The following is a 22,450-nucleotide window of genomic DNA, read 5'->3' as shown; positions in this document are numbered from 1 at the left end:
CGGGTTCACTGCTGTGTGCACTGTTCTTATCAGACAGCTGAGCGGACGCTTAGTGGATGGCGGGGGCGAGCCCGGTCACCGAATGCGTCTCACCGGGTGTTCTCGAAGCGCACGACGACCGACTTGCTGGCGGGGGTGTTGCTGGTGTCGGCGGTGGCGTCGAGGGGGACCAGCACGTTCGTCTCGGGGTAGTAGGCGGCGGCGCAGCCCAGGGCGGTCGGGTAGTGCACGACGCGGAAGCCGGGTGCGCGCCGTTCGACGCCGTCCTTCCACTCGCTGACGAGGTCGGTGTAGCCGCCGTCGGTGAGGCCGAGGGCTTCGGCGTCCGCGGGGTTGACCATGACGATGCGGCGGCCGCCCTTGATGCCGCGGTAGCGGTCGTCGAGGCCGTAGATCGTGGTGTTGTACTGGTCGTGCGAGCGAAGGGTCTGCAGCAGCAGCCTGCCTTCGGGCAGTGCGGGGTGTTCGACGGGGGCGGCGGTGAAGTTGGCCTTGCCCGTGGCGGTGGGGAAGCGGCGCTCGTCGCGGGGGGCGTGCGGGAGCGTGAAGCCGCCGGGTACGGCGACCCGGGCGTTGAAGTCCTCGAAGCCGGGCACCACGCGGGAGATGCGGTCGCGGATCGTGCCGTAGTCCTTCTCGAACTCCTCCCAGCCGGTCGTGGACGCGGGGCCGAGGACGGCGCGGGCCAGCCGGGCGACGATCGCCGGTTCGGAGAGGAGGTGGGGGCTCGCGGGGGTGAGGTTGCCGCGGGAGGCGTGGACCATGCCCATGGAGTCCTCGACCGTCACGAACTGCCTGCCGCCGGCCTGGGCGTCCTTGTCGGTGCGTCCGAGGGTGGGCAGGATCAGGGCGCGGGTGCCGGTGACGGTGTGCGAGCGGTTGAGCTTGGTCGATACGTGGACGGTGAGGCGGGCGCGGCGCATGGCGGCTTCGGTGACGGTGGTGTCGGGGGTGGCCGCGACGAAGTTGCCGCCCATGGCGAAGAAGACCTTGGCGTCCCCGTCGCGCAGGGCCTCGATGGAGCGCACGACGTCGTAGCCGTGGTGGCGCGGCGAGGTGATTGCGAATTCCTTGTCGAGGGCGTCGAGGAACGCGGTCGTGGGCCGTTCGGAGATGCCCATGGTGCGGTCGCCCTGGACGTTGGAGTGGCCGCGTACGGGGCATACGCCGGCGCCGGGCCGTCCGATGTTGCCGCGCAGCAGGAGGAAGTTGACCACTTCGCGGATGGTGGGGACCGCGTGTTTGTGCTGGGTGAGGCCCATGGCCCAGCAGACGATGGTGCGTTTGGAGGCGAGGACCATGGCCAGGGCCTCTTCGATCGCGGTGCGGGTGAGCCCGGTGGCGGTGAGGGTCGCGTCCCAGTCGGCGGTGCGGGCGGCTTCCGCGAACTGTGCGTACCCGTGGGTGTGCTCGCGTACGAAGGTCTCGTCGACGGCGCCTTCGGTCTCCAGGATCAGTTTGTTGAGGAGGCGGAAGAGGGCCTGGTCGCCGCCGAGACGGATCTGGAGGAACAGGTCGGTGAGGGCGGCGCCCTTGATCATGCCGAGGGGGGTCTGGGGGTTCTTGAAGCGTTCCAGGCCGGCTTCGGGCAGCGGGTTCACCGAGATGATCTTCGCGCCCGCCGATTTGGCCTGCTCCAGGGCGGAGAGCATGCGCGGATGGTTTGTTCCCGGGTTCTGTCCGGCGACGATGATCAGGTCGGCGTGGTGGAGGTCCTCCAGGGAGACGCTGCCCTTGCCGACGCCGATCGTCTGGGTGAGTGCGGAGCCGGACGACTCGTGGCACATGTTCGAGCAGTCGGGGAGGTTGTTGGTGCCGAACTCCCGGGCGAAGAGCTGGAGCAGGAACGCCGCCTCGTTGCTGGTGCGGCCCGAGGTGTAGAACAGGGCTTCGTCGGGGGAGCCGAGTGCCCTGAGCTCCTCGGCGATGATCGCGAAGGCGTGTTCCCAGGGGACCGGCTGGTAGTGCTCGGCGCCCTCGGGCAGGTACATCGGCTGGGTGATGCGGCCCTGCTGCCCCAGCCAGTAGCCGCTGCGGGTGGCGAGGTCCGCGACCGGGTGGGCGGCGAAGAAGCCGGGGGTGACGCGGCGCAGGGTCGCCTCCTCGGCGACGGCCTTCGCCCCGTTCTCGCAGAACTCGGCGGTGTGGCGTTTGTCGCCCTCGGGCCAGGCGCAGCCGGGGCAGTCGAAGCCGTCCTTCTGGTTGACCTTGAGCAGGGTCTGCGCGGTGCGCCGCACGCCCATCTGCTGCTGGGCGGCGCGCAGGGTGTGGGCGACGGCCGGCAGTCCGGCCGCCGAGTGCTGGACCGCCTGGACCCGCGGCGCGTCCTGGACCGGGTCACCGGTCGGGGGCTTGGTGGCCATGGTGCTTCCCTTCGCGCCTGCGCGGGCCGCTGGCGAGCCCGCCCGGTTTCGCCTGTGGGTGTTCCTGCTCTCGATCCTGTCACGTGCCACCGACAGGACCGGGTGCGGCGGCGTGGGGCGCCGTTCCCGGTCCGGATTGTCGGTGGGCCGTGGCAGGATCGGTGCTGTGGCTGAGACGGCATCGAAGAAGACGGCAGACAACCGACCGCGCCTGCTCCTGATGGACGGGCACTCCCTGGCGTACCGGGCGTTCTTCGCGCTGCCCGCGGAGAATTTCACGACGGGGGCGGGACAGCCGACGAACGCCGTGTACGGCTTCGCGTCGATGCTGGCGAACACGCTGCGCGACGAGGCGCCCACGCACTTCGCGGTGGCGTTCGACGTGTCCCGCAAGACCTGGCGTGCTCAGGAGTTCCCGGAGTACAAGGCGAACCGCTCCAAGACGCCCGACGAGTTCAAGGGGCAGGTGGAGCTGATCGGTGAGCTGCTGGACGCGATGCGGGCCGACCGGTTCGCGATCGACGGCTTCGAGGCGGACGACGTCATCGCGACGCTGGCCACGCAGGCCGAGGCGGCGGGTTTTGAGGTGCTGATCGTCACGGGTGACCGGGACTCGTTCCAGCTGATCTCGCAGAACGTGACCGTGCTGTACCCGACCAAGGGCGTCTCCGAGCTGACGCGGTTCACTCCGGCGAAGGTCGAGGAGAAGTACGGGCTCACGCCTCAGCAGTATCCGGACTTCGCCGCGCTGCGCGGTGACCCGTCGGACAACCTGCCGGGCATCCCGGGTGTGGGGGAGAAGACGGCCGCGAAGTGGATCAACCAGTTCGGTTCGTTCGACGAGCTGGTGGCGCGGGCCGATGAGGTCAAGGGCAAGGCGGGTCAGAACTTCCGCGATCACCTGGACGCGGTGAAGCTGAACCGCCGGCTGACCGAGATGGTCCGTGACGTGGCGCTGCCGAAGACTCCGCAGGATCTGGAGCGCGCCGCGTACGACCGTACGGCGGTGACCGGGGTGCTGGACGTGCTGGAGATCCGCAACCCGAGCCTGCGCGAGCGGCTGCTCGCCGTGGACCCGGGGGCCGTGGAGGACGAGGGTCCGGCGCCCGCCGCGGGTGTCGAGCTGGACGGCGCGGTGCTGGGCGCGGGAGCGGTGGCCCCCTGGCTGGAGGCCCACGGCGGGCAGCCGCTCGGGGTGGCCACGGTGGACACCTGGTTCCTGGGCACGGGCACCGTCACGGAGATCGCGCTCGCCGCCGCGGACGGGGCCGCCGCCTGGATCGACCCGACGCAGCTGGACGAGGCCGACGAGCGGGCGTTCGCCGCCTGGGTCGCCGACCCGGCGCGGCCGAAGGTCATGCACAACGCGAAGAGCGCCATGCGGGTCTTCCCGGACCAGGGCTGGCACATCGAGGGTGTCGCCATGGACACCGCGCTCGCCGCCTATCTGGTCAAGCCGGGCCGCCGCTCCTTCGCGCTGGACGCGCTGGCCGTGGAGTACCTCGGCCGTGAGCTGGCTCCCGCCGCCGCTGGGGACGGGCAGCTGGCGTTCGGCGCGGACGACCAGGCCGAGGCCGACGCCCTGATGGCGCAGGCCCGCGCGATCCTCGACCTCGGTGACGCGTTCACGGCGCGGCTCAAGGAGGTCGGCGCCCTGGAGCTGCTGCACGACATGGAGCTGCCCACCTCGATCCTCCTGGCCCGGCTGGAGCGGCACGGCATCGCCGCCGACCGGGCGCACCTGGAAGGCATGGAGCAGCAGTTCGCCGGGGCCGTGCAGCAGGCGGTGAAGGAGGCGCACGCCGCGGTGGGCCGCGAGTTCAACCTCGGATCGCCCAAGCAGCTCCAGGAGGTCCTCTTCGCCGAGCTGGGCCTGCCCAGGACGAAGAAGACCAAGACCGGTTACACCACGGACGCCGACGCGCTGGCCTGGCTGGCGGCGCAGACCGAGCACGAACTGCCGGTGATCATGCTGCGCCACCGGGAGCAGGCGAAGCTCAGGGTCACGGTCGAGGGCCTGGTCAAGACGATCGGGGGGGACGGCCGGATCCACACCACGTACAACCAGACCGTCGCGGCGACCGGACGGCTGTCCTCCACCGACCCGAACCTCCAGAACATCCCGGTCCGTACCGACGAGGGCCGGGCGATCCGCCGCGGCTTCGTCGTCGGCGAGGGCTTCGAGTCGCTGATGACGGCCGACTACAGTCAGATCGAACTGCGGGTGATGGCCCACCTGTCCGAGGACGCGGGTCTGATCGAGGCGTTCACCTCGGGCGAGGACCTGCACACCACGGTCGCCTCCCAGGTCTTCGGTGTCGACAAGTCCGCCGTCGACCCCGAGATGCGCCGCAAGATCAAGGCCATGTCGTACGGCCTGGCCTACGGGCTCTCCGCGTTCGGGCTCTCCCAGCAGCTGAACATCGAGGCCGGTGAGGCACGCGGTCTGATGGACACCTACTTCGAGCGCTTCGGTGGAGTCCGCGACTATCTGCACCGTGTCGTCGAGGAGGCCCGCGCCACCGGGTACACGGAGACGGTCTTCGGGCGCCGCCGTTACCTCCCCGACCTCAACAGCGACAACCGCCAGCGCCGTGAGACGGCTGAGCGGATGGCGCTCAACGCCCCCATCCAGGGCACGGCGGCCGACATCGTCAAGGTCGCGATGCTCCAGGTGGACCGGGCCCTGAGCGAGGCGAAGCTGGAGACGCGGATGCTGCTCCAGGTCCATGACGAAATCGTCCTGGAGATCGCCGAGGGCGAGCGGGAGCGGGTCGAGCAGATCCTGCGCCACGAGATGTCGACGGCGGTCGAGCTCCGTGCCCCGCTGGACGTCTCGGTCGGTGTGGGCCCGGACTGGGAGTCCGCCGCCCACTGACGCTGAAACGCCGTGCGGCGCCCCGGCGGACGGCAGCCGGGGGCCGTGCGCATGCTCCCCGTGGAGGGGTCAGCGAGATCCTCCGGGACGGGAGCGTTCCGCGGGAGCGGGCCCCGCCTCCGCCGGGCGGCGCTGGCGCCCGGCGCTCCGGAGCCGTATCCACGCCCCGTACAGCACGAGTCCCGCCGCCAGCCCGGCACCGGCGCCGAAGCACGCGGTCGGGACGATGTCCAGGGGCGTGGAGATGTGCCCGAAGTAGGCGTACCAGCGTGCGCAGCGGTGGATGACGCCCAGGAGCACACAGACCGTCAGCAGCGCACCGGCCCACCACCGCTCCCGCCGGGCGAGTACCGGCACGGCCCGCGGCGCGGGGGCCGCTCCGGCACGCCGCAGCGCCGACACCGTGAACCAGGCGAGCACCGTCAGCGCCACCGCCGAACTGCCGTACTGCGCGAACTGGTAGCCGGGCAGGCCGGCCACGGTGCCGTTGAGCGCCGGGACGAGTTCGGTCCCCCAGCGGTCGTGGTGGGTGAACGCGTCCCAGAGCACGTGGGTGGCCGCCCCGATGGCCGCGGAGAGTGCGAACCGGAGGGCTTCCAGCGGTCTCGGCCGGCCCGGCTGCCGGGGCTGTCCCCGCAGGAGCGCGTACACCCGGCCCTGCCGGCGGGCCGGCAGCAGCGCCACCAAGGGCTCACGCAGCAGCAGCCACAGGGCGACCAGCAGTGCGGCGATCAGTACGTCCACGGTGAGCACGCCCCCTACGGTGTGCGTCACTTGGCCGAACTCCATCGCCCCGGGGATCGCGGTGTCCGCGTAGTAGGTCATATCGGGAGCGAACGAACCGGCCACGAGGGCGCAGGGGATGAGCGGACCGCGTCCGGCGCCCGTCCTGCGGATTCCCGGCAGCACAGCGGCAGCATGACTGAGCGTGAACGGCATGAGGGCAAGTATGGGCGAGCCCGCGAAACGCCCCTGTACCCCGGCCGGGTCATGCCGTACAACTTGCTGACGGGAACGTGAAAATACAGTAAGAACCGGTCAACACGCGGTGTCAGGGCGGCAGGAGTTGTCGTAGGGTCGCGAGAGTTCTCGCGCTGGGGAGCGCGGTCAGCCGTCGACGGGGAGGGAACAGAACGTATGGCAGCGCAATTCGGCCGCCGGCTGCGCAGGGGGGCCACCACCACCGCGGTGGCCGCGGCTGCCGTGGCAGCCCTCACCGCCTCTCAGGGACCCGGTGCGCCACTGGCCGAAGAAGGGGGAGGCGGAGACCAGAAGACGGCCGGTTCCGCGTCCTCCGGTGACAGCGCGGCCACGGGCAACTCGCCCTATCACACGGACCTGCCGCCCCTGACCAAGCCCGACAAGCCCGGCGCCTCGGTGAACCTGCCGGTGGTCACCGGCACCGCGGAAGCCGGCATACCGGCCTCGATCCTGGCCGCGTACAAGAGGGCGGAGCAGTCCGTCGCGGGCAGTGACGCCGCCTGCCGTCTGCCGTGGCAGCTCCTCGCCGCGATCGGCAAGGTCGAGTCGGGCCAGGCCCGCGGCGGCCGTGTCGACGCGAACGGCACCACGTACTCCCCGATCCTCGGACCCGCGCTCAACGGCCAGGGTTTCGCCCTGATCAGGGACACCGACGGCGGGGCGTTCGACGGCGACGCCACCCACGACCGCGCGGTCGGCCCGATGCAGTTCATCCCCTCCACGTGGGCGACCTGGGGGCAGGACGGCAACGGTGACGGCCGTGAGGACCCCAACAACATCTACGACGCGACGCTCGCGGCCGGGCTCTACCTCTGCGCCGGTCCCCGTGACCTGGCGGTCGGAGCCGACCTCGACCGGGCGGTGCTGAGCTACAACCACTCGCGGGAGTACCTGCGGACGGTGCGCTCCTGGTTCGACTACTACAACCGCGGCACCCACGTGGTTCCGGACGGTACGGGCGTCCTGCCGGCCGGGCCCCGCGGCGGCAACGGCTCCGGTGGCGGCACGGCGAGCCCCACCCCGACGCCCACCCCGCCCGCGACGGCCGGCCCCGGCGGCGGCAAGAGCCCCGGCCCCAGGCCGCCGAAGCCGCCGGCCACGACGCCGCCGCCCACCACCCCGCCGGCCACGCGGCCACCGACTGCGCCCACCACGCCGCCCACCACTCCGCCGCCTACGACGACACCGCCCACCACGCCCAGCCCCACGCCGCCGCCGACGCTCGGCAGCCTGGAGAACGCGGGCACCGGCCCGCTCACCGCCACCGCGGGCCAGGCGTTCGGCGAGCGCGTCACCGTGCGGGCGAGGAACACCCTCGGCGCCCCGCTCGCCAAGGCGTCCGTGACCTTCTCCATCACCGGTGACACCGACACGCGCTTCTCCGGCGGGCTGACCACCATCACCCTGCGCACCGCCGCCGACGGCACGGTCACCTCCCCGCAGCTGCGGGCGGGCGAGCGGACCGGTGCGTTCAAGGTGACGGCGGTGGCGGGCACCACCGCCAACCCGCGCACGCTCACCTTCGGCGCCACCGTCACCGCCCGCCAGGCCGACGCCCTCACCAGGACCGGGGAAGCGCCCGTGACGGCCGCCGCCGGGGCGCGGTTCGACACCGTCCAGGTCAAGGCCACCCACAGGGGTGCCGCGGTCGTGGGCGTCGCCGTCACCGCCACGATGATCACCGGCCCCGAGCAGCCGGCCGAGAACGGCAAGGGCCCGTACTTCAAGGGTGCGGACGGTGCGCCCGTACGCACGCTCACGGGACTCACGACCGGTGCGGACGGTCTCCTGACGGTGCCCGAGTTCCACGCCGACAGCACGCCGGGCACGTACACGCTGCGTCTCACCGCGCAGGGCGGCGCCACGCTCGACATCGTGCTGACGGTGTCCGCCTGACCGCCACGCCCACGCGGCACACGACCGCCCCCGGCCCCATGCGGGCCGGGGGCAGTCGTGTGCGCCCTCTTCGGCCCGGGTCCGGTTATCCCCGTCTGAGCCGCGCCGAGGTGAAACGGGTCGCCTCGACCGTGGCCGGGTCCTCGGGCCAGGGATGCTTCGGGTAACGGCCGCGCAGCTCCGCCCGCACCGCTTTGTAGCCCTCCCGCCAGAACGACGCCAGATCCGCCGTCACCGCCGCCGGCCGCCCGGCGGGGGAGAGCAGGTGGAACAGCACGGGCACTCCGGCCACCCGGGGCGTCTCCCGCAGCCCGAAGAGCTCCTGGAGCTTCACCGCGAGTACGGGCTGCGCCCCGCCGTACTCGACCCGGATACGGGACCCGCTCGGCACCTCGATGCGCTCCGGCGCCAGCTCGTCGAGCCGGGCCGCCTCGCCCGTCGCCCACGGCAGCAGCCGGCGCACCGCCTGAACGGCGTCGATCCGCGCCAGGTCCGCACGGCGCCGCGCCCGCGACAGCTCGGGCTCCAGCCACTCCGCGGCGCGTGCCAGCAGGGCCTCGTCCGACACGTCGGGCCACGGCGCCCCCAGCTCCCGGTGGAGAAAAGCGAGGCGCGCCCGCAGCTGCTCACCGTCCCGGCTCCACCGCAGCAGCCCCGTGCCCTCACGCCGCAGCCCCTCCAGCAGCGCCCCGCGCACCAGCTCGGGCTTCGGCTGCCGCAGCGCGCGAACCGACAGCTCGACGGCGCCCAGTCGCTCCACGGACCGGGCCACCACATCGCCGTCCACCCAGCGCACCTCCTCACCGGCGAACCGCAGATGCCCGGCGGCCAGCCGCGCGGTGTCCTCGTCGACGACGGCGGCCAGCCGCACCCGTGCGGACGCCGCGTGCGCGGGCCGGTCCGCGACCGCGACGGCGAGCCAGGGCGCGCTGCGCAGCCGCGAGCCGTTCCCGAGCTCGGCCCCCGTCCCCGACACCATCAGGAACGCCCCCTCGCCCCGCGCCCGCGCCACCCGCTCCGGGAACGCCAGAGCCGCGACAAGACCGGCCGCCGCGTCATCGGACCCGGCCGGACCGGACGGCCCCGCCCCCAGCGAGGACGACAGCCGGCGCACCTCCTGCCGCCAGCGCGCCGCGTATCCGTCCTGCCCCCGCCGTGCGGTGCGCAGCGCCGCCGCCAGATCGTCCCCGTACTCCCGGGGCGGCTCCTCGCTGAGCAGGGCCACCACCTCGGCGGCCCGCCGGCCGCCCACCTCGGCGGCGCCGTCCAGCAGGGCCCGCGCCAGCCGGGGATGCACGCCGAGCCGGGACATGCGTACGCCCCGCTCGGTCACCCGCCCCGCCGCGTCCACGGCGCCCACCGCCGTCAGCACCTCCCGGGCCGCGCCCATCGCGCCGGCCGGCGGCGGATCGAGCAGCGCGAGCCCCGAGGCGTCCGGATCGCCCCAGCACGCCACCTGCAACGCGAACGCCGCGAGGTCGGCGACCTTGATCTCCGGCGCCGGGAAGCGCGCGAGCCGCCCGTCCTCCGCCTGCTCCCAGCACCGGTACACCGCGCCCGGGGCCTCGCGCCCGGCCCGCCCCGCCCGCTGCCGTCCGGCGGCCTGCGAGGCGCGTACGGTCGTCAGCGCGCTCAGCCCCCGCGCGTGGTCGGTACGGGGCTCCCGGGCGAGGCCCGAGTCGACGACGACCCGGACCCCCGGCACGGTCAGTGAGGACTCCGCGACCGAGGTGGTGAGCACCACCCGCCTGCCGCCGGACGAACCGGCCAGCACCGCGTCCTGGACGGCGGCCGGAGCCCGCCCGTGGACCTGGAGCACCTCGGCGGCCACGCCGCTCAGCTGCCCGGCGACCCGCCCGATCTCCCCGACCCCCGGCAGGAAGCACAGCACGTCCCCCTCGCGTTCCGCGAGCGCCCGGCGCACCACGGACGCGACATGCGTCAGCAGGGCGGGGTCCACCCTCAGTCCGTGCGGCGGTCTCACCGGCCGGGAAGGCGGCGCCCACACGACCTCCACCGGATGGGAGACCCCCTGCGCCTCGACGACCGGGGCGTCGCCCAGCAGCCGCGCCCACCCCTGTGCGTCGGTCGTGGCCGACGCGGCCAGCAGCCGCAGGTCCGGGCGGAGCGCGGCCCGTACGTCGAGGAGGAAGGCGGCGACGGTGTCCGCGTCCAGGTGCCGTTCGTGGCACTCGTCGATGATCACCACGTCCGTCCCGGCGAGCTCCTGGTCACGCTGTAGCCGCTGGAGGAGCACCCCGGTGGTGACGACCTCCACCACCGTGTCGCGGCCCACCACGCGCTCCCCGCGGACCGTGAAGCCGACGCGGCCGCCCGGCTGCTCCCCGAGCAGCCAGGCCATCCGCCGCGCGGCCGCCCGCGCCGCGATCCGCCGGGGTTCGGCGACGACGACCCGCCGCACCGGTCCGGGACCCGTCAGTCCGGCCAGGACCAGCGGTACCAGGGTCGTCTTGCCGGTGCCGGGCGGTGCGCACAGCACGGCGACGCCCCGCTCGTCGAGCGCCCGCTCCAGGGCGGGCACAGCGGTACGTACGGGCAACTGGTCCAGCGCGTCGGTACGGATCACGCCCCCAGTCTCGTACGCCGCACCGGCAGGGCGGTACGCCCGGAGGCGCCCGGTGCCGCTACGGCGTACGGGACCGGGGCGTCACTCCCGTTCGCAGACGAAGATCGCCGTCCCGGGGATGAGGTTTCCGCGCAGCGGTGACCAGCCGCCCCACTCCTGGTCGTTCCACGAGGGCCACTCCGGCTCGACGAGATCGACGAGCCGGAAGCCGCCCGCCACCACGTCCCGCACCCGGTCGCCGAGCGTCCTGTGGTGCTCGACGTAGACGGCGTCGCCCTCCTCGTCCTGCTCCACGTAGGGGACGCGGTCGAAGTAGGAGGCGGCGACCGAGAGTCCCTCGGGGCCGGGCTCGTCGGGGAACGCCCACCGGATGGGGTGGGTCACCGAGAACACCCACCGGCCGCCGGGCCGCAGCACCCTGCGCACCTCCCGGAACACCCGCACGGGATCGGCGACGAACGGCACCGCTCCGTAGGCCGAGCAGGCCAGGTCGAAGGAGCCGTCCCGGAACGGCAGGCTCCCCGCGTCCGCCTCGACCAGCGGGAGGCCGTCACCGATGCGCAGCGCGTGCTGGAGCTGGCGGTGGGAGAGGTCCAGGGCGACCGGGCGGGCCCCCTGGGCGGCCAGCCAGCGGGAGCACTGGGCGGCGCCCGCGCCGATCTCCAGGACGTCCAGGCCGTTCAGTGCGGCGGCGGGTCCCAGAAGAGCCGCGTCGGCCTCGTCGAGCCCCTCCGGTCCCCAGACGAAGCGGTCGTCGCCGAGGAAGGCCCCGTGGTCGTTCTGGTAGTCGTCCGCGTTCCGGTCCCACCAGCCGCGACTTGCCCGGCTGCTTTCCGGTTCTCCGGCGTTCCGGCGCGTGGCCACCGGTTCGGTCCCGTTGATCTCTTGGCTCATCGTGCCCGTCGTTGTAGTTTGCCTTCACCCGCCGCACGCGGTGTCCACCTGTGGAGACCCGTGGGGACGGACGCGTGCCCGAGACACGTCATCGTGGCCGACGTGGCCCCGGAGCACATGAGTTGTGCCGGAAATGGGCTGTTGCGCCTTGGGTGTGCGCCTTCGCGCATTGACCCTGTCCGGCTGCCCCCGTATGCTACAAGTTGCGCTGCGAGCCTGCGCGCCTCAGACCTAGCAGGCCGCGCTCGCGTCTGTTGTATGCCCCCTCGGTTGTCGAGGCGCCGTCCGCAAGGGCCGGCCGCCTTCCAGGCTGTCCGGCTTCTGCAGAGGCGATACGGGCTCTCGGCGTAGCAGTACCTACGACTCACTGTCCGTACCGGAGCCCTTTCCCACATGACGAGCAGCACCGAGACCACCGCCACCACTCCGCAGGTTGCGGTCAACGACATCGGCGACGCGGACGCGTTCCTCGCGGCGATCGACGAGACGATCAAGTACTTCAACGACGGCGACATCGTTGACGGCATCATCGTCAAGGTTGACCGGGACGAGGTTCTCCTCGACATCGGTTACAAGACCGAAGGCGTCATTCCGAGCCGCGAGCTGTCGATCAAGCACGACGTCGACCCGAACGAGGTCGTCAAGGTCGGCGACGAGATCGAGGCCCTGGTTCTCCAGAAGGAGGACAAGGAAGGCCGCCTGATCCTCTCGAAGAAGCGCGCTCAGTACGAGCGTGCCTGGGGCACCATCGAGAAGATCAAGGAAGAAGACGGCATCGTCACCGGTACCGTCATCGAGGTCGTCAAGGGTGGTCTCATCCTCGACATCGGCCTCCGTGGCTTCCTGCCGGCCTCCCTCGTCGAGATGCGTCGAGTCCGCGACCTCCAGCCCTACGTGGGCAAGGAGCTCGAGGCCAAGATCATCGAGCTGGACAAGAACCGCAACAACGTGGTCCTGTCCCGCCGTGCCTGGCTGGAGCAGACGCAGTCCGAGGTCCGCCAGACGTTCCTCACGACCCTGCAGAAGGGTCAGGTCCGCTCCGGCGTCGTCTCCTCGATCGTCAACTTCGGTGCCTTCGTGGACCTGGGTGGCGTCGACGGTCTCGTGCACGTCTCCGAGCTGTCCTGGAAGCACATCGACCACCCGTCCGAGGTTGTCGAGGTCGGCCAGGAAGTCACCGTCGAGGTCCTCGACGTCGACATGGACCGCGAGCGCGTCTCCCTGTCGCTCAAGGCGACGCAGGAAGACCCGTGGCAGCAGTTCGCCCGGACGCACCAGATCGGTCAGGTCGTCCCGGGTAAGGTCACGAAGCTCGTTCCGTTCGGTGCGTTCGTGCGCGTCGACGAGGGCATCGAGGGTCTGGTCCACATCTCCGAGCTGGCCGAGCGCCACGTGGAGATCCCGGAGCAGGTCGTCCAGGTCAACGACGAGATCTTCGTCAAGGTCATCGACATCGACCTGGAGCGCCGCCGCATCAGCCTCTCGCTGAAGCAGGCCAACGAGTCCTTCGGTGGCGACCCGGCCTCGGTCGAGTTCGACCCGACGCTGTACGGCATGGCCGCGTCCTACGACGACCAGGGCAACTACATCTACCCCGAGGGCTTCGACCCCGAGACCAACGACTGGCTCGAGGGCTTCGAGTCTCAGCGCGAGGTGTGGGAGACCCAGTACGCCGAGGCGCAGCAGCGCTTCGAGCAGCACCAGGCGCAGGTCATCAAGTCCCGCGAGGCCGACGAGGCCGCTGCTGCCGAGGGCGCTGCCGCCCCGGCCGGCAGCGCTCCGGCTGCCTCGGGCGGCAGCGGTGGCGGCGGCTCGTACTCCTCGGAGTCCGATGACAACTCCGGCGCCCTGGCGTCGGACGAGGCACTGGCCGCGCTGCGCGAGAAGCTGGCGGGCGGCCAGAGCTGACGCTCTGACCCCGGTCGCTCATCGGCTGCGGTAGCCGGCGAGCACCGAGTGAGGCCCGTCCCCTACGGGGGGCGGGCCTCACTTCTGTCTCCGGGGGCGGTGTGAGCGGTTACGGCGTGACGGCGATGTTCGTCAGCCCCTTGCCGCCGGTCACGGTGTTGCTGCTGTACACGGTGGTCCGGCAGCTCGACGAGCTGTTGGTGACGTTGACGGCGAGCTGGTCGGCGCCGTAGGCACCCGAGAGGTCGGAGACGTTGCCGCGGAAGACGGTGCCGCATCCCCAGCCGCTCCGCTGGGTGTGGGTCTCGTAGCCGTTGTTGGTCGTACGGGAGCCCTTGTTGCCCTCGACCAGGACGTCGTTGCCCTTCACGTCCACCCAGGAGTCGTCGTAGTTGGCGCCGGTCAGGCCGCTGCCCTCGAAGGTGTTGCCGATGATCCTGGCCCCGGTGGTGCCTTCCTTGATGTCGATGTTCTCGCCGCCGACCCCGGGGCCGATCACGTTGCCGAGTATCTGGACGTGGTCGCTCCGGTCGGTGAGGTCGCCGGCCGTGCCGACGTAGACGCCCTCGCCCATCCCCCGGCCGTCGTGCCCCGTGTCGTGGATGTGTGAGTTCCGCAGGATGCCGTCCCGGCTGGACCTGCGGAAGTGGACGCCCTCCATGTCCAGGTCGTGCACGGTCACCGAGTCGATGACGACGCTGTTGGCCGCGTCGGTCACGATCCCCTTCTGCCCGCCCGTGACGGTGACGCCCTGGACGGTCCAGTAGGAGGCGCCGTTGAGGTGCAGCCCGTACCCTCCGCCCGCCGTGAGGACCGCCCTGCTGGAGCCGGTGAGGGTGATCCGGGCGCTGGACGTGCCCGGGGTGACCGCCTTGAAGTTGCCGGTGTACGTGCCGTCGGCGAGCCGGATCGTGTCGCCGGGGGCGGCGGCGAGGAGCGCGGACTTGAGCTGGGCGGTCGTGGCCACGTCGATGACGGCGGCCTCCGCCGGGGCCGCGGTGGCCAGGGCGAGACCACCTGCGGCGACGGCGCCGGCCAGCAGGGCGGTGAGAGAGGAGCGGGTGCGCATGGGGGGTGCCTTCCCGTGGGGGATGCCGGATGTCCTCGTACATGAACATGGGGTTCCGGGCTGAACGTTCTGCCCAGGGACGGTAAGGAGAAGGTGTGGGCATGTCAAGGTCTGGACCAATGTCCCGCCGGTACGGAACGCGGTGCGAAAGAGGCGAGCCCTGGGAGGAGTTGACGGGCCGTGAGGCGCCCGTGCCGGGACCGCGTACGGACCGGCCGGATACCCCGGGGGACGGTCATCCGGGAATCGGCCACCCGAACGGGGAGGCCGGGCCGGGAATGCCGGTGCCCCCACGGGCGTTCTTCCTGGGGAACACGAGGAGGAGCGGTAACCGTGCTTGATCCGCAGAGCTTGTATGAATGGGAACCGAAGGGCCTGGCTGTCGTCGACATGGCGCTCGCCCAGGAGTCGGCCGGGCTGGTCATGCTCTACCACTTCGACGGATACATCGACGCGGGTGAGACCGGCGAACAGATCGTCGACGGCCTGCTCGAAACGCTGCCCCACCAGATAGTGGCGCGCTTCGACCACGACCGGCTCGTCGACTACCGCGCGCGCCGGCCGCTGCTGACGTTCCGCCGCGACCGCTGGGCGGCGTTCGAGGTCCCGACACTGGACGTCCGCGTCGTCCAGGACGCCACCGGAGCGCCATTCCTCCTGCTGTCAGGGCCCGAGCCCGACGTGGAGTGGGAGCGGTTCGCCGTCGCCGTGGAGCAGATCGTCGAGCGGCTCGGTGTGCGCCTCGCGGTCAACTTCCACGGTATTCCGATGGGCGTCCCGCACACCCGCCCGGTCGGCATCACGCCGCACGGCAACCGTACCGACCTGATGCCCGGCCACCGAAGCCCGTTCGACGAGGCGCAGGTACCCGGCTCGGCGGAGGCGCTCGTCGAGTACCGCCTGATGGAGTCGGGACACGACGTACTGGGCGTCGCCGCCCACGTACCGCACTACGTGGCCCGCTCCTCCTACCCCGACGCCGCGCTCACCGCACTGGAAGCGATCACCGGCGCGACCGGCCTGGTCCTGCCGAGCGTCGCCCACACCCTGCGTACGGAGGCCCACCGCACGCAGACCGAGATCGACCGGCAGATCGGTCAGGGCGATGAGGAGCTCGTCACCCTGGTGGAGGGCCTTGAGCACCAGTACGACGCGATCGCGGGCGCCGAGACCCGGGGAAATCTCGTGGCGGAGCCCGTCGACCTGCCGTCCGCTGACGAGATCGGCCTCGAGTTCGAGCGGTTCCTCGCCGAGCGGGAAGGCGATGCCTGAGCGGTCATGACGGTCCGGCAGGCCGGCCGCTAGGCTGCCGTTCATGCTGAAAGTGGGCCTGACCGGCGGTATCGGCGCCGGCAAGAGTGAGGTGTCGCGGCGGCTCGCCGGCCTCGGCGCCGTACTGATCGACGCCGACAGGATCGCGCGCGAGGTCGTCGAGCCCGGGACCCCCGGGCTCGTGGCCGTCGTGGAGGCTTTCGGCCCCGGAATCCTGAGGGCCGACGGCACCCTGGACCGGCCGGCGCTCGGCGCTGTCGTCTTCGCCGACCCCGACCGGCTCGCCACGCTCAACGCGATCGTCCACCCGCTGGTCGGCGCGCGCTCGGCCGTGCTGGAGCGCGCCGCGGGCCCCGGTTCCGTCGTCGTTCACGATGTCCCGCTCCTCACGGAGAACGGCCTGGCGCCCGGGTACGACCTGGTGGTCCTGGTGGACGCCACGCCCGCGACCCAGATGGACCGTCTCGTACGGCTGCGCGGGATGACCGAGTCCGACGCCCGCGCCCGGATGGCCGCTCAGGCGACGCGGGAGCAGCGAAGGGCCGTGGCTGACCTGGTCATCGACAACGACGGGCCGCTGGAGGCGCTGGAACCGCAGGTGCGCGCGGTCTGGGCGGAGCTGGTGGAGCGGGCGGCGGCGGGCTGAGTCAGGGCGTGGCCACGGCGCCGTCGCGGCAGCCCTTTACCACGGGGCCGCACGGAATACGGCGACGCTGCCGTACGTTGGAGACCGGCGAGCGAGGGGAAGGATGCGACCGTGCCCGAGACCAACCCGGAAACCCATGTCATCGACTTCCGTGCGGCCGAGCAGCTGCTGGCGGCACGAGACCCGCGGGGCGCGGTCAAATTGCTCGACTCGGTGATAGCCGCCCACCCCGAAAACACGGCGGCCCGCCTGCTGCGGGCCAGGGCCTTCTTCGCCGCGGCGCAACTGCGCCCCGCCGAGCTGGAGTTCGAGCTGGTGCTGGAGCGCGAACCGGACAACGCCTTCGCGCATTTCGCGCTGGCTCGCACGTTCCAGCGCGCCGGCCGCCCCGAGCAGGCCACCCGTCACTTCAGGCTGGCCGCCGCGCTCGACCCCAACCCGGAATACCTGCGGGCCGCGCGCTTCGACGACCGGCCCTGACGGCTACCGGTCTCGTGGGCGCGCGGAGCTGCTGACGGCCGCCGCTGAACCGGTACGCGCCTCTCACCGGCCGAAGCCGTCGCGTCCGTCCTGACCGGCCTCGTACGGCGGGACATCGCGGCCGGGCTGGTAGCGCGGCCCCTGCCGGATGCGGCGGACGACGACAGCGGCGTCCGTGAGGGCCAGCACCACCAGAGCGCCGCAGGCCGCGGCCCATCCGGGGCGGCCGGTCAACGAGAAGGCGATCAGGCCGAAGACCGCCCAGGTCAGGCCACAAAGGGCGAGGACGAGTCGCAGCCGGAGGGGGCTGCGGGCCGTCACGGGTTCGCTGCCAGTGCGCATACGCATCGCCTCACCTCCCAGGATGAACCCTTTGTCCGCTGCGGGGAAGCGCGGCCCAGGAGTTCCCGCTGCGGTGAGCGGGTTTGACTCAGTGGACGACGGTGAAGCTGCGCCAGGGCTCGGTGCGGGGCGCGGTGAAGTCGGTCAGCCTGGTCGCCAGGTACGTCGTGTCACGCCCGGTGCAGTCGCGGCTCCGGTGGAGCACCACGTCGACCAGAGTGCCGTTGTGGACCTCGTGGGCTCCTGGGGGCAGCCGGTGGCAGCCCCGCACGCTCGGGCTGTCCAGGGAGATCTCGGCGTGCCGCTCGGTGGTGTACGTGACCGGGCCGACGGCTGTGCGCCCCATACCGGAACAGCCCGAGACGGTGAGGGCGAGGAGCACTGCTCCGGCTGCGCCGCCGAGACGGCGTCGGCGGTGGTGGTCGGGCACGGTCACGGACATGGGCGGGTCCTCGTCTGCTCGTCCGGCGCATCTTCACGTCACGGGGACATGCTGGCGCTGGCCACCCTGCCCGCTTCCCGCCGGTCCGGCACCCGGGGGCGGCCGGGCGGGCGAGAGCGGTGCGCGCCCGGGTCGCCACCGGGAGCGCGCCCCGGAGCGGCTCGGTGAGAAGCCCCGCCCGCCCGGGAGGCCCCAGCCGCCGCACCTGTGCCGACGCCGTCCGACGCCGGGCGCCCCACCCCGCACTGACGGGATCGCCCTCGCTCTGACCTGCCGAAACGGTGGGACGAGGCCCGTTGTCGGACCCCCCGCCTAGACTCGCAGGACATACGGAGTCAGTCGCGGATCGAGTCGGGAAGGGGGTGTCGGAGTGCGGGATGCACAGGAGGAGCGGAACCGGTGGAGCGCGCGGGTCGCCCAGGACGAGCCGAGCGCCGCCGCCGACCGCCTGCTGCGCCGCGCCGCCGTCTTCCTCCCCGCCTCCTCGCCCAGAGACGGCCGGATCGCCTTCTGGGACCCGGACGGGCGGGGAGGCCCCGCCGCCGAGGACGTCGACGGCCTCTCCCACACGACCGCCGAGCTCACCGTCGTGCAGCGGCAGGGCGCGGAAGGCGTCCGCCGGCACACCGTGCGGGCGGTGCTCCTGCCGCTGGCCGAGGCGGTTCCCCTGCTCGTACGCGCCCGGTACCTCGCATCCGCCCATCCCGCCACCCGCTGCTGGGGGGCCGCCGCGCTGCACGCGCTGAACCTGGTGGCGCGCGGCAGGCTCCTGCCCGGACTGACGGCCGGGGACCACGACGCCTGGCGCGCGGGGCCGAGGGACGCCGAGGACGTGGCCCATCTCAGGGCCGTCGCCGCCGCCATGCCGCCCGAAGGCCACGCGGTGCCGCTGACGGACCGTACGCCGCTCCAGCTCCCGGAGCCCACGGCCCTGCTCGGCGCCTTTCTCGACGCGGTCGCCGACACGCTCCCGCGCACCCCGGCCGCCGCCTACGCGATGGGGGCACCCTTCGCCGCCCGCGAGGCTCAGCACCTGCCCGGTGCGCGGGCCTGGGCCGTCGAGGTGGCGGCGGGGCTGGACGCGGGGGTGCGGGTCTCGCTCCGCCTCGACCTGTCGGCGTACGACCTGTTCGACACAGCCGCCACGGCCGACACAGCCGCCACCGCCGACACTGCCGACGCCTCCACCCTGGAGGCGGCGGCCGGGGAGAGCGGGGGAGCGGGCGGTCGCGCACCCGCCGCGCGTCATGCCGCCGCCGCTGTCACGCAGGTCCACAGCCTGGCCGACCCGACGTACGTCATCGACGCGGCGGCCCTGTGGCACGGCGGCGGAGGAGACGCGTTCGGTCCCCGCGCCAGGGTCGACGCGGTGCTGGCACTGCGCCGCGCCGCCCGTGTATGGCCACCCCTGGAACGGCTCCTCGACCAGCCGGTCCCCGACGTCCTCGCCCTCACCGAGGACGAGCTCCACGAGCTGCTGAGCGACGCGGGGGCGCGGCTGGCGGGTGCCGGCGTCACCGTCCACTGGCCACGCGAGCTGGCCCGCTCGCTCACCGCGGCCGCCGTCGTCCGCACCGCTCCGGGCTCGGCCACCGACGGCACCTCGTTCTTCGACGCCGAGCAGCTGTTCGCGTTCAACTGGCAGCTGTCACTGGGCGGCGAACCGCTCACCGAGGCCGAGATGGACACCCTGGCCGAGGCACACCGGCCCGTGGTGAGGCTGCGCGACCAGTGGGTCGTGGTCGATCCCGCGCTCGTACGCAAGGCACGCAAGCGCGAGCTCGGTCTGCTGGACCCGGTGGACGCTCTGGCCGTCGCCCTCACCGGCAGCGCCGAGGTCGACGGGGAGCAGGTCGAAGCGGTGCCGGTCGGCGCCCTCGCCGCGCTCCGCGCGCGCATCCTCTCCGACGACGCCACCATCGCGCCGCCGCCCGGCCTGGACGCCACCCTGCGCGACTACCAGCTGCGCGGGCTCGCCTGGCTGGACCGGATGACCTCACTCGGGCTGGGCGGCTGCCTCGCCGACGACATGGGGCTGGGCAAGACGATCACCGTCATCGCGCTCCACCTGCACCGCGCCCACCCCGCGCCCACCCTGGTCATCTGCCCGGCCTCCCTCCTCGGCAACTGGCACCGGGAGATCAACCGCTTCGCGCCCGGCGTCCCCGTCCGCCGCTTCCACGGCACCGACCGTACCCTCGCCGAGCCCGACGACGGCTTCGTCCTCACGACCTACGGCACGATGCGCTCCAGCGCCCCCCAGCTCGCCCAACACCCCTGGGGGCTGGTCGTCGCGGACGAGGCCCAGCACGTCAAGAATCCGCACTCCTCCACGGCGAGGGCGCTGCGCACCATCGCGGCCCCCGCCCGCGTCGCCCTCACCGGCACTCCCGTGGAGAACAACCTCTCGGAGCTGTGGGCCCTGCTCGACTGGACGACCCCCGGACTGCTCGGCCCCCTCAAGGCGTTCCGCGCCCGGCACGCCCGGATCGTCGAGAACACCGGGACGGCGGCGGGACTGGGCAACGAGGAAGCGGTCGAGCGGCTCTCCCGGCTCGTCCGGCCCTTCCTCCTGCGCCGCAAGAAGTCCGACCCGGGCATCGCTCCCGAGCTGCCGCCCAAGACCGAGACCGACCACCCCGTCTTCCTCACCCGGGAACAGGTCACGCTCTACGAGGCCGCCGTACGCGAGACGATGGCTCTCATCGAGGCGTCCGAGGGCATCGCCCGCCGCGGCCTGATCATGAAGCTGCTGTCCGCGCTCAAGCAGATCTGCAATCACCCCGCGCAGTACCTCAAGGAGGAGCCGACCAGGCTCACCGGCCGCTCGGGCAAGCTCGCCCTGCTCGACGAACTCCTCGACACGATCCTGTCCGAGGACGGCTCCGTCCTGATCTTCACCCAGTACGTGACGATGGCCCGCCTGCTCTCCGCGCACCTGGCCTCCCGGGCCATCCCCTCCCAACTGCTGCACGGCGGCACGCCTGTGCCCGAGCGGGAGCGGATGGTGGACCGCTTCCAGGCCGCCGAGGTGCCCGTCTTCCTGCTCTCCCTCAAGGCCGCCGGCACCGGACTGAACCTCACCCGGGCCGCCCACGTCATCCACTACGACCGCTGGTGGAACCCGGCCGTCGAGGAACAGGCCACCGACCGCGCGTACCGCATCGGGCAGACCCAGCCGGTGCAGGTCCACCGGCTGATCGCGGAGGGCACGGTCGAGGACCGGATCGGCGAACTGCTGGAGTCCAAGCGAGCCCTGGCCGACGCGGTCCTCGGCACCGGGGAGAGCGCCCTGACCGAGCTCAGCGACCGCGACCTGGCCGACCTCGTCTCCCTCCGGAGGCCCGCATGAGCACGAGCCCCCGCCCGGCCGGCCGCCCCGGCCTCTCCCCGGACCCCCGCTCCGCGCCCCGTGCCGGTTCGGCGCCCCGCTCCCGCCCGGGCCCCGACGACCTGCGGCGCACCTTCGACGCGGTGCCGCCCCGTACCCGCGAGGACGACGGGCCGTTCGCCGCCAGCTGGTGGGGCCGCGCCTGGGTGGACGCCCTGGAGACCCTGTCGATGGACGAGGGCCGGCTCATCCGTGGCCGTACGTACGCGGACGGCGGGCATGTCGCCGCGATCACCGTCACCCCCGGCCGGGTCATCGCCTACGTCCACGGCAGCCGCCCCCGCCCGTACCGCGCGGAACTGCGCCTGCGCACCTTCTCCGACACCGACTGGGACACCTTCCTCGACGCCGTCGCCGCCAGACCCGGGCACCTCTCCGCGCTCCTCGGGAAGGAGATGCCGCACTCCCTGGTGGAGACGGCGGGGGAGACCGGCGTCCGGCTGCTGCCCACCGCCGGCGATCTAGACCCGGACTGCTCCTGTCCCGACCGGGGCTGGCCGTGCAAGCACGTGGCAGCCCTCTGCTTCCAGACGGCGCGGCTCCTGGACACCGATCCGTTCGTCCTGCTGCTGATGCGCGGCAGGGGCGAGCGGGAGCTCCTCGACGAGCTGGGCCGCCGCAACGCCGAACACTCCGCCCGTGAACGGCCCGGGGCGCCCCCGACCCCCTCGGTACGGGCCCGGGAGGCCGTGGCCGAGCGCTATCTGCCGCCCCTGCCCGCACCCCTCCCGGTCCCGCCCCACCCCGGCCAGCCCCCGTCGTACCCCGGCCTTCCCGGCGCGCGCGACCCGCTCTCGCTCGACCACCTCGCCACCGACGCGGCGGCTCGCGCCCACGCGCTGCTCACCACGGGCGCCGACCCTCTCGCGGGCCTCACCACCTGGCAGGACGCCGTGCGGCTCGCCGCTGCCCGCCCCACCGCCGGACTCACCGCCACCACCCGGTCCCTCTACCGTGAGCTGGCCTACGCGACCGGGCGCACGACCACCGACCTGGCCCGCGCCGTGGCCGCCTGGCGGCAGGGCGGCGCCGAGGGCCTGGCCGTCCTGGAGACCCCCTGGGACCCGCCGGCCGGCCCCTTCGACCGGGCCCGCCCGGCTCTCGCGGCGGCCGACCTCCCGCGCTTCCAGCCCTGGCGCAACCACCTCACGCACCCGCAGGGCACCCTTCAGCTCCGCTTCGGCCACGACGGCCGCTGGTACGGCTACGAGTCCGACCCGGGTGAGGACGACTGGTGGCCCCGCGCCGTCCCGGACAGCGACCCGGTGGGCGCGCTCACGGCGCTGCTCGGCGGCTGACCG

General features: G+C 72.7%; 15 protein-coding genes. 8 read left to right on the top strand and 7 right to left on the bottom strand.

The genetic code is table 11. The features are described 5' to 3' along the window. Positions 1-89: 89 nt before the first annotated feature. Positions 90-2,363 (bottom strand): FdhF/YdeP family oxidoreductase, encoded by a 2,274-nt coding sequence (locus tag Sfulv_RS06115; RefSeq protein ID WP_173312458.1) that lies wholly within the window; start codon positions 2,361-2,363, stop codon positions 90-92. Between the two features lie 166 nt (positions 2,364-2,529). Here Sfulv_RS06115 and polA point away from each other — a divergent pair, with 166 nt between their 5' ends. Further along, positions 2,530-5,241, top strand: a complete 2,712-nt coding sequence (gene polA, locus Sfulv_RS06110) for a DNA polymerase I (RefSeq protein WP_173312455.1) — start codon at positions 2,530-2,532, stop codon at positions 5,239-5,241. 69 nt (positions 5,242-5,310) lie between these two features. Here the strand turns inward: polA and Sfulv_RS06105 are convergent, their stop codons facing one another. Then, positions 5,311-6,180 carry a DUF4184 family protein gene (locus Sfulv_RS06105; RefSeq protein ID WP_173312452.1) on the bottom strand — a complete coding sequence of 290 codons (870 nt, stop codon included), beginning with the start codon at positions 6,178-6,180 and terminating at the stop codon, positions 5,311-5,313. Between the two features lie 198 nt (positions 6,181-6,378). Here Sfulv_RS06105 and Sfulv_RS06100 point away from each other — a divergent pair, with 198 nt between their 5' ends. Then, positions 6,379-8,118, top strand: a complete 1,740-nt coding sequence (locus Sfulv_RS06100) for a lytic transglycosylase domain-containing protein (RefSeq protein WP_173312449.1) — start codon at positions 6,379-6,381, stop codon at positions 8,116-8,118. Between the two features lie 85 nt (positions 8,119-8,203). Here the strand turns inward: Sfulv_RS06100 and hrpB are convergent, their stop codons facing one another. Together hrpB and Sfulv_RS06090 are read right to left on the bottom strand one after the other, a co-directional pair. Then, positions 8,204-10,705 carry an ATP-dependent helicase HrpB gene (gene hrpB, locus Sfulv_RS06095; RefSeq protein ID WP_173312446.1) on the bottom strand — a complete coding sequence of 834 codons (2,502 nt, stop codon included), beginning with the start codon at positions 10,703-10,705 and terminating at the stop codon, positions 8,204-8,206. 81 nt (positions 10,706-10,786) lie between these two features. Beyond that, a complete protein-coding gene (locus Sfulv_RS06090) occupies positions 10,787-11,599 on the bottom strand; it encodes a class I SAM-dependent methyltransferase (RefSeq protein WP_173312443.1) in 813 nt (270 codons plus the stop codon). Positions 11,600-11,992: 393 nt separating this feature from the next. Here Sfulv_RS06090 and rpsA point away from each other — a divergent pair, with 393 nt between their 5' ends. Further along, positions 11,993-13,507, top strand: a complete 1,515-nt coding sequence (gene rpsA, locus Sfulv_RS06085; RefSeq protein WP_173312441.1) for a 30S ribosomal protein S1 — start codon at positions 11,993-11,995, stop codon at positions 13,505-13,507. A gap of 109 nt (positions 13,508-13,616) precedes the next feature. Here the strand turns inward: rpsA and Sfulv_RS06080 are convergent, their stop codons facing one another. After that, positions 13,617-14,576 (bottom strand): right-handed parallel beta-helix repeat-containing protein, encoded by a 960-nt coding sequence (locus Sfulv_RS06080; protein ID WP_173312438.1) that lies wholly within the window; start codon positions 14,574-14,576, stop codon positions 13,617-13,619. A 333-nt stretch (positions 14,577-14,909) separates the two neighbouring features. On the opposite strand from Sfulv_RS06080, the gene Sfulv_RS06075 reads away from it, so the two are divergent. The 3 genes from Sfulv_RS06075 to Sfulv_RS06065 all read left to right on the top strand — a co-directional run bounded on the left by Sfulv_RS06075 (position 14,910) and on the right by Sfulv_RS06065 (position 16,974). After that, complete coding sequence (locus tag Sfulv_RS06075) at positions 14,910-15,848, top strand: PAC2 family protein (RefSeq protein ID WP_173312435.1); 939 nt, start codon at positions 14,910-14,912, stop codon at positions 15,846-15,848. A 43-nt stretch (positions 15,849-15,891) separates the two neighbouring features. After that, positions 15,892-16,494 carry a dephospho-CoA kinase gene (gene coaE / locus Sfulv_RS06070; protein ID WP_173312432.1) on the top strand — a complete coding sequence of 201 codons (603 nt, stop codon included), beginning with the start codon at positions 15,892-15,894 and terminating at the stop codon, positions 16,492-16,494. 111 nt (positions 16,495-16,605) lie between these two features. Beyond that, positions 16,606-16,974, top strand: coding sequence for a tetratricopeptide repeat protein (locus tag Sfulv_RS06065; protein ID WP_173312429.1), 369 nt, complete (start codon positions 16,606-16,608; stop codon positions 16,972-16,974). Between the two features lie 63 nt (positions 16,975-17,037). Here the strand turns inward: Sfulv_RS06065 and Sfulv_RS06060 are convergent, their stop codons facing one another. Beyond that, on the bottom strand, positions 17,038-17,322 hold the full coding sequence (locus tag Sfulv_RS06060; RefSeq protein ID WP_173312426.1) for a DUF6343 family protein: 285 nt from the start codon (positions 17,320-17,322) through the stop codon (positions 17,038-17,040). A gap of 82 nt (positions 17,323-17,404) precedes the next feature. After that, positions 17,405-17,758: a hypothetical protein gene (locus Sfulv_RS06055; protein ID WP_173312423.1), complete on the bottom strand. Its 354-nt coding sequence runs from the start codon at positions 17,756-17,758 to the stop codon at positions 17,405-17,407. Positions 17,759-18,206: 448 nt separating this feature from the next. Here Sfulv_RS06055 and Sfulv_RS06050 point away from each other — a divergent pair, with 448 nt between their 5' ends. Both Sfulv_RS06050 and Sfulv_RS06045 read left to right on the top strand, forming a co-directional pair. Further along, the gene (locus Sfulv_RS06050; RefSeq protein WP_218900671.1) at positions 18,207-21,110 is read left to right on the top strand and encodes an SCO1167/SCO6262 family helicase; all 2,904 of its coding nucleotides are present in this window, start codon (positions 18,207-18,209) and stop codon (positions 21,108-21,110) included. Further along, positions 21,107-22,447 carry an SWIM zinc finger family protein gene (locus tag Sfulv_RS06045; RefSeq protein ID WP_173312417.1) on the top strand — a complete coding sequence of 447 codons (1,341 nt, stop codon included), beginning with the start codon at positions 21,107-21,109 and terminating at the stop codon, positions 22,445-22,447. Before Sfulv_RS06050 ends, Sfulv_RS06045 begins: the two co-directional genes overlap by 4 nt. Positions 22,448-22,450 lie beyond the last annotated feature (3 nt).

The sequence above is a fragment of the Streptomyces fulvorobeus genome (assembly GCF_013167895.1).
Taxonomy (GTDB): Bacteria; Actinomycetota; Actinomycetes; order Streptomycetales; family Streptomycetaceae; genus Streptomyces; species Streptomyces fulvorobeus.
The sequence above is the reverse complement of the archived record's forward strand: the minus strand, read 5'-3'. Positions and strand labels throughout refer to the sequence as shown.

Bases quoted from the DNA above. Each gene is read 5' to 3' on its own strand.
- Sfulv_RS06115 (WP_173312458.1), bottom strand. From the start codon at position 2,363: ATGGCCACCAAGCCCCCGACCGGTGACCCGGTCCAGGACGCGCCGCGG.
- Sfulv_RS06105 (WP_173312452.1), bottom strand. From the start codon at position 6,180: ATGCCGTTCACGCTCAGTCATGCTGCCGCTGTGCTGCCGGGAATCCGC.
- Sfulv_RS06100 (WP_173312449.1), top strand. From the start codon at position 6,379: ATGGCAGCGCAATTCGGCCGCCGGCTGCGCAGGGGGGCCACCACCACC.
- Sfulv_RS06090 (WP_173312443.1), bottom strand. From the start codon at position 11,599: ATGAGCCAAGAGATCAACGGGACCGAACCGGTGGCCACGCGCCGGAAC.
- rpsA (WP_173312441.1), top strand. From the start codon at position 11,993: ATGACGAGCAGCACCGAGACCACCGCCACCACTCCGCAGGTTGCGGTC.
- Sfulv_RS06080 (WP_173312438.1), bottom strand. From the start codon at position 14,576: ATGCGCACCCGCTCCTCTCTCACCGCCCTGCTGGCCGGCGCCGTCGCC.
- coaE (WP_173312432.1), top strand. From the start codon at position 15,892: ATGCTGAAAGTGGGCCTGACCGGCGGTATCGGCGCCGGCAAGAGTGAG.
- Sfulv_RS06060 (WP_173312426.1), bottom strand. From the start codon at position 17,322: ATGCGTATGCGCACTGGCAGCGAACCCGTGACGGCCCGCAGCCCCCTC.
- Sfulv_RS06055 (WP_173312423.1), bottom strand. From the start codon at position 17,758: ATGTCCGTGACCGTGCCCGACCACCACCGCCGACGCCGTCTCGGCGGC.
- Sfulv_RS06045 (WP_173312417.1), top strand. From the start codon at position 21,107: ATGAGCACGAGCCCCCGCCCGGCCGGCCGCCCCGGCCTCTCCCCGGAC.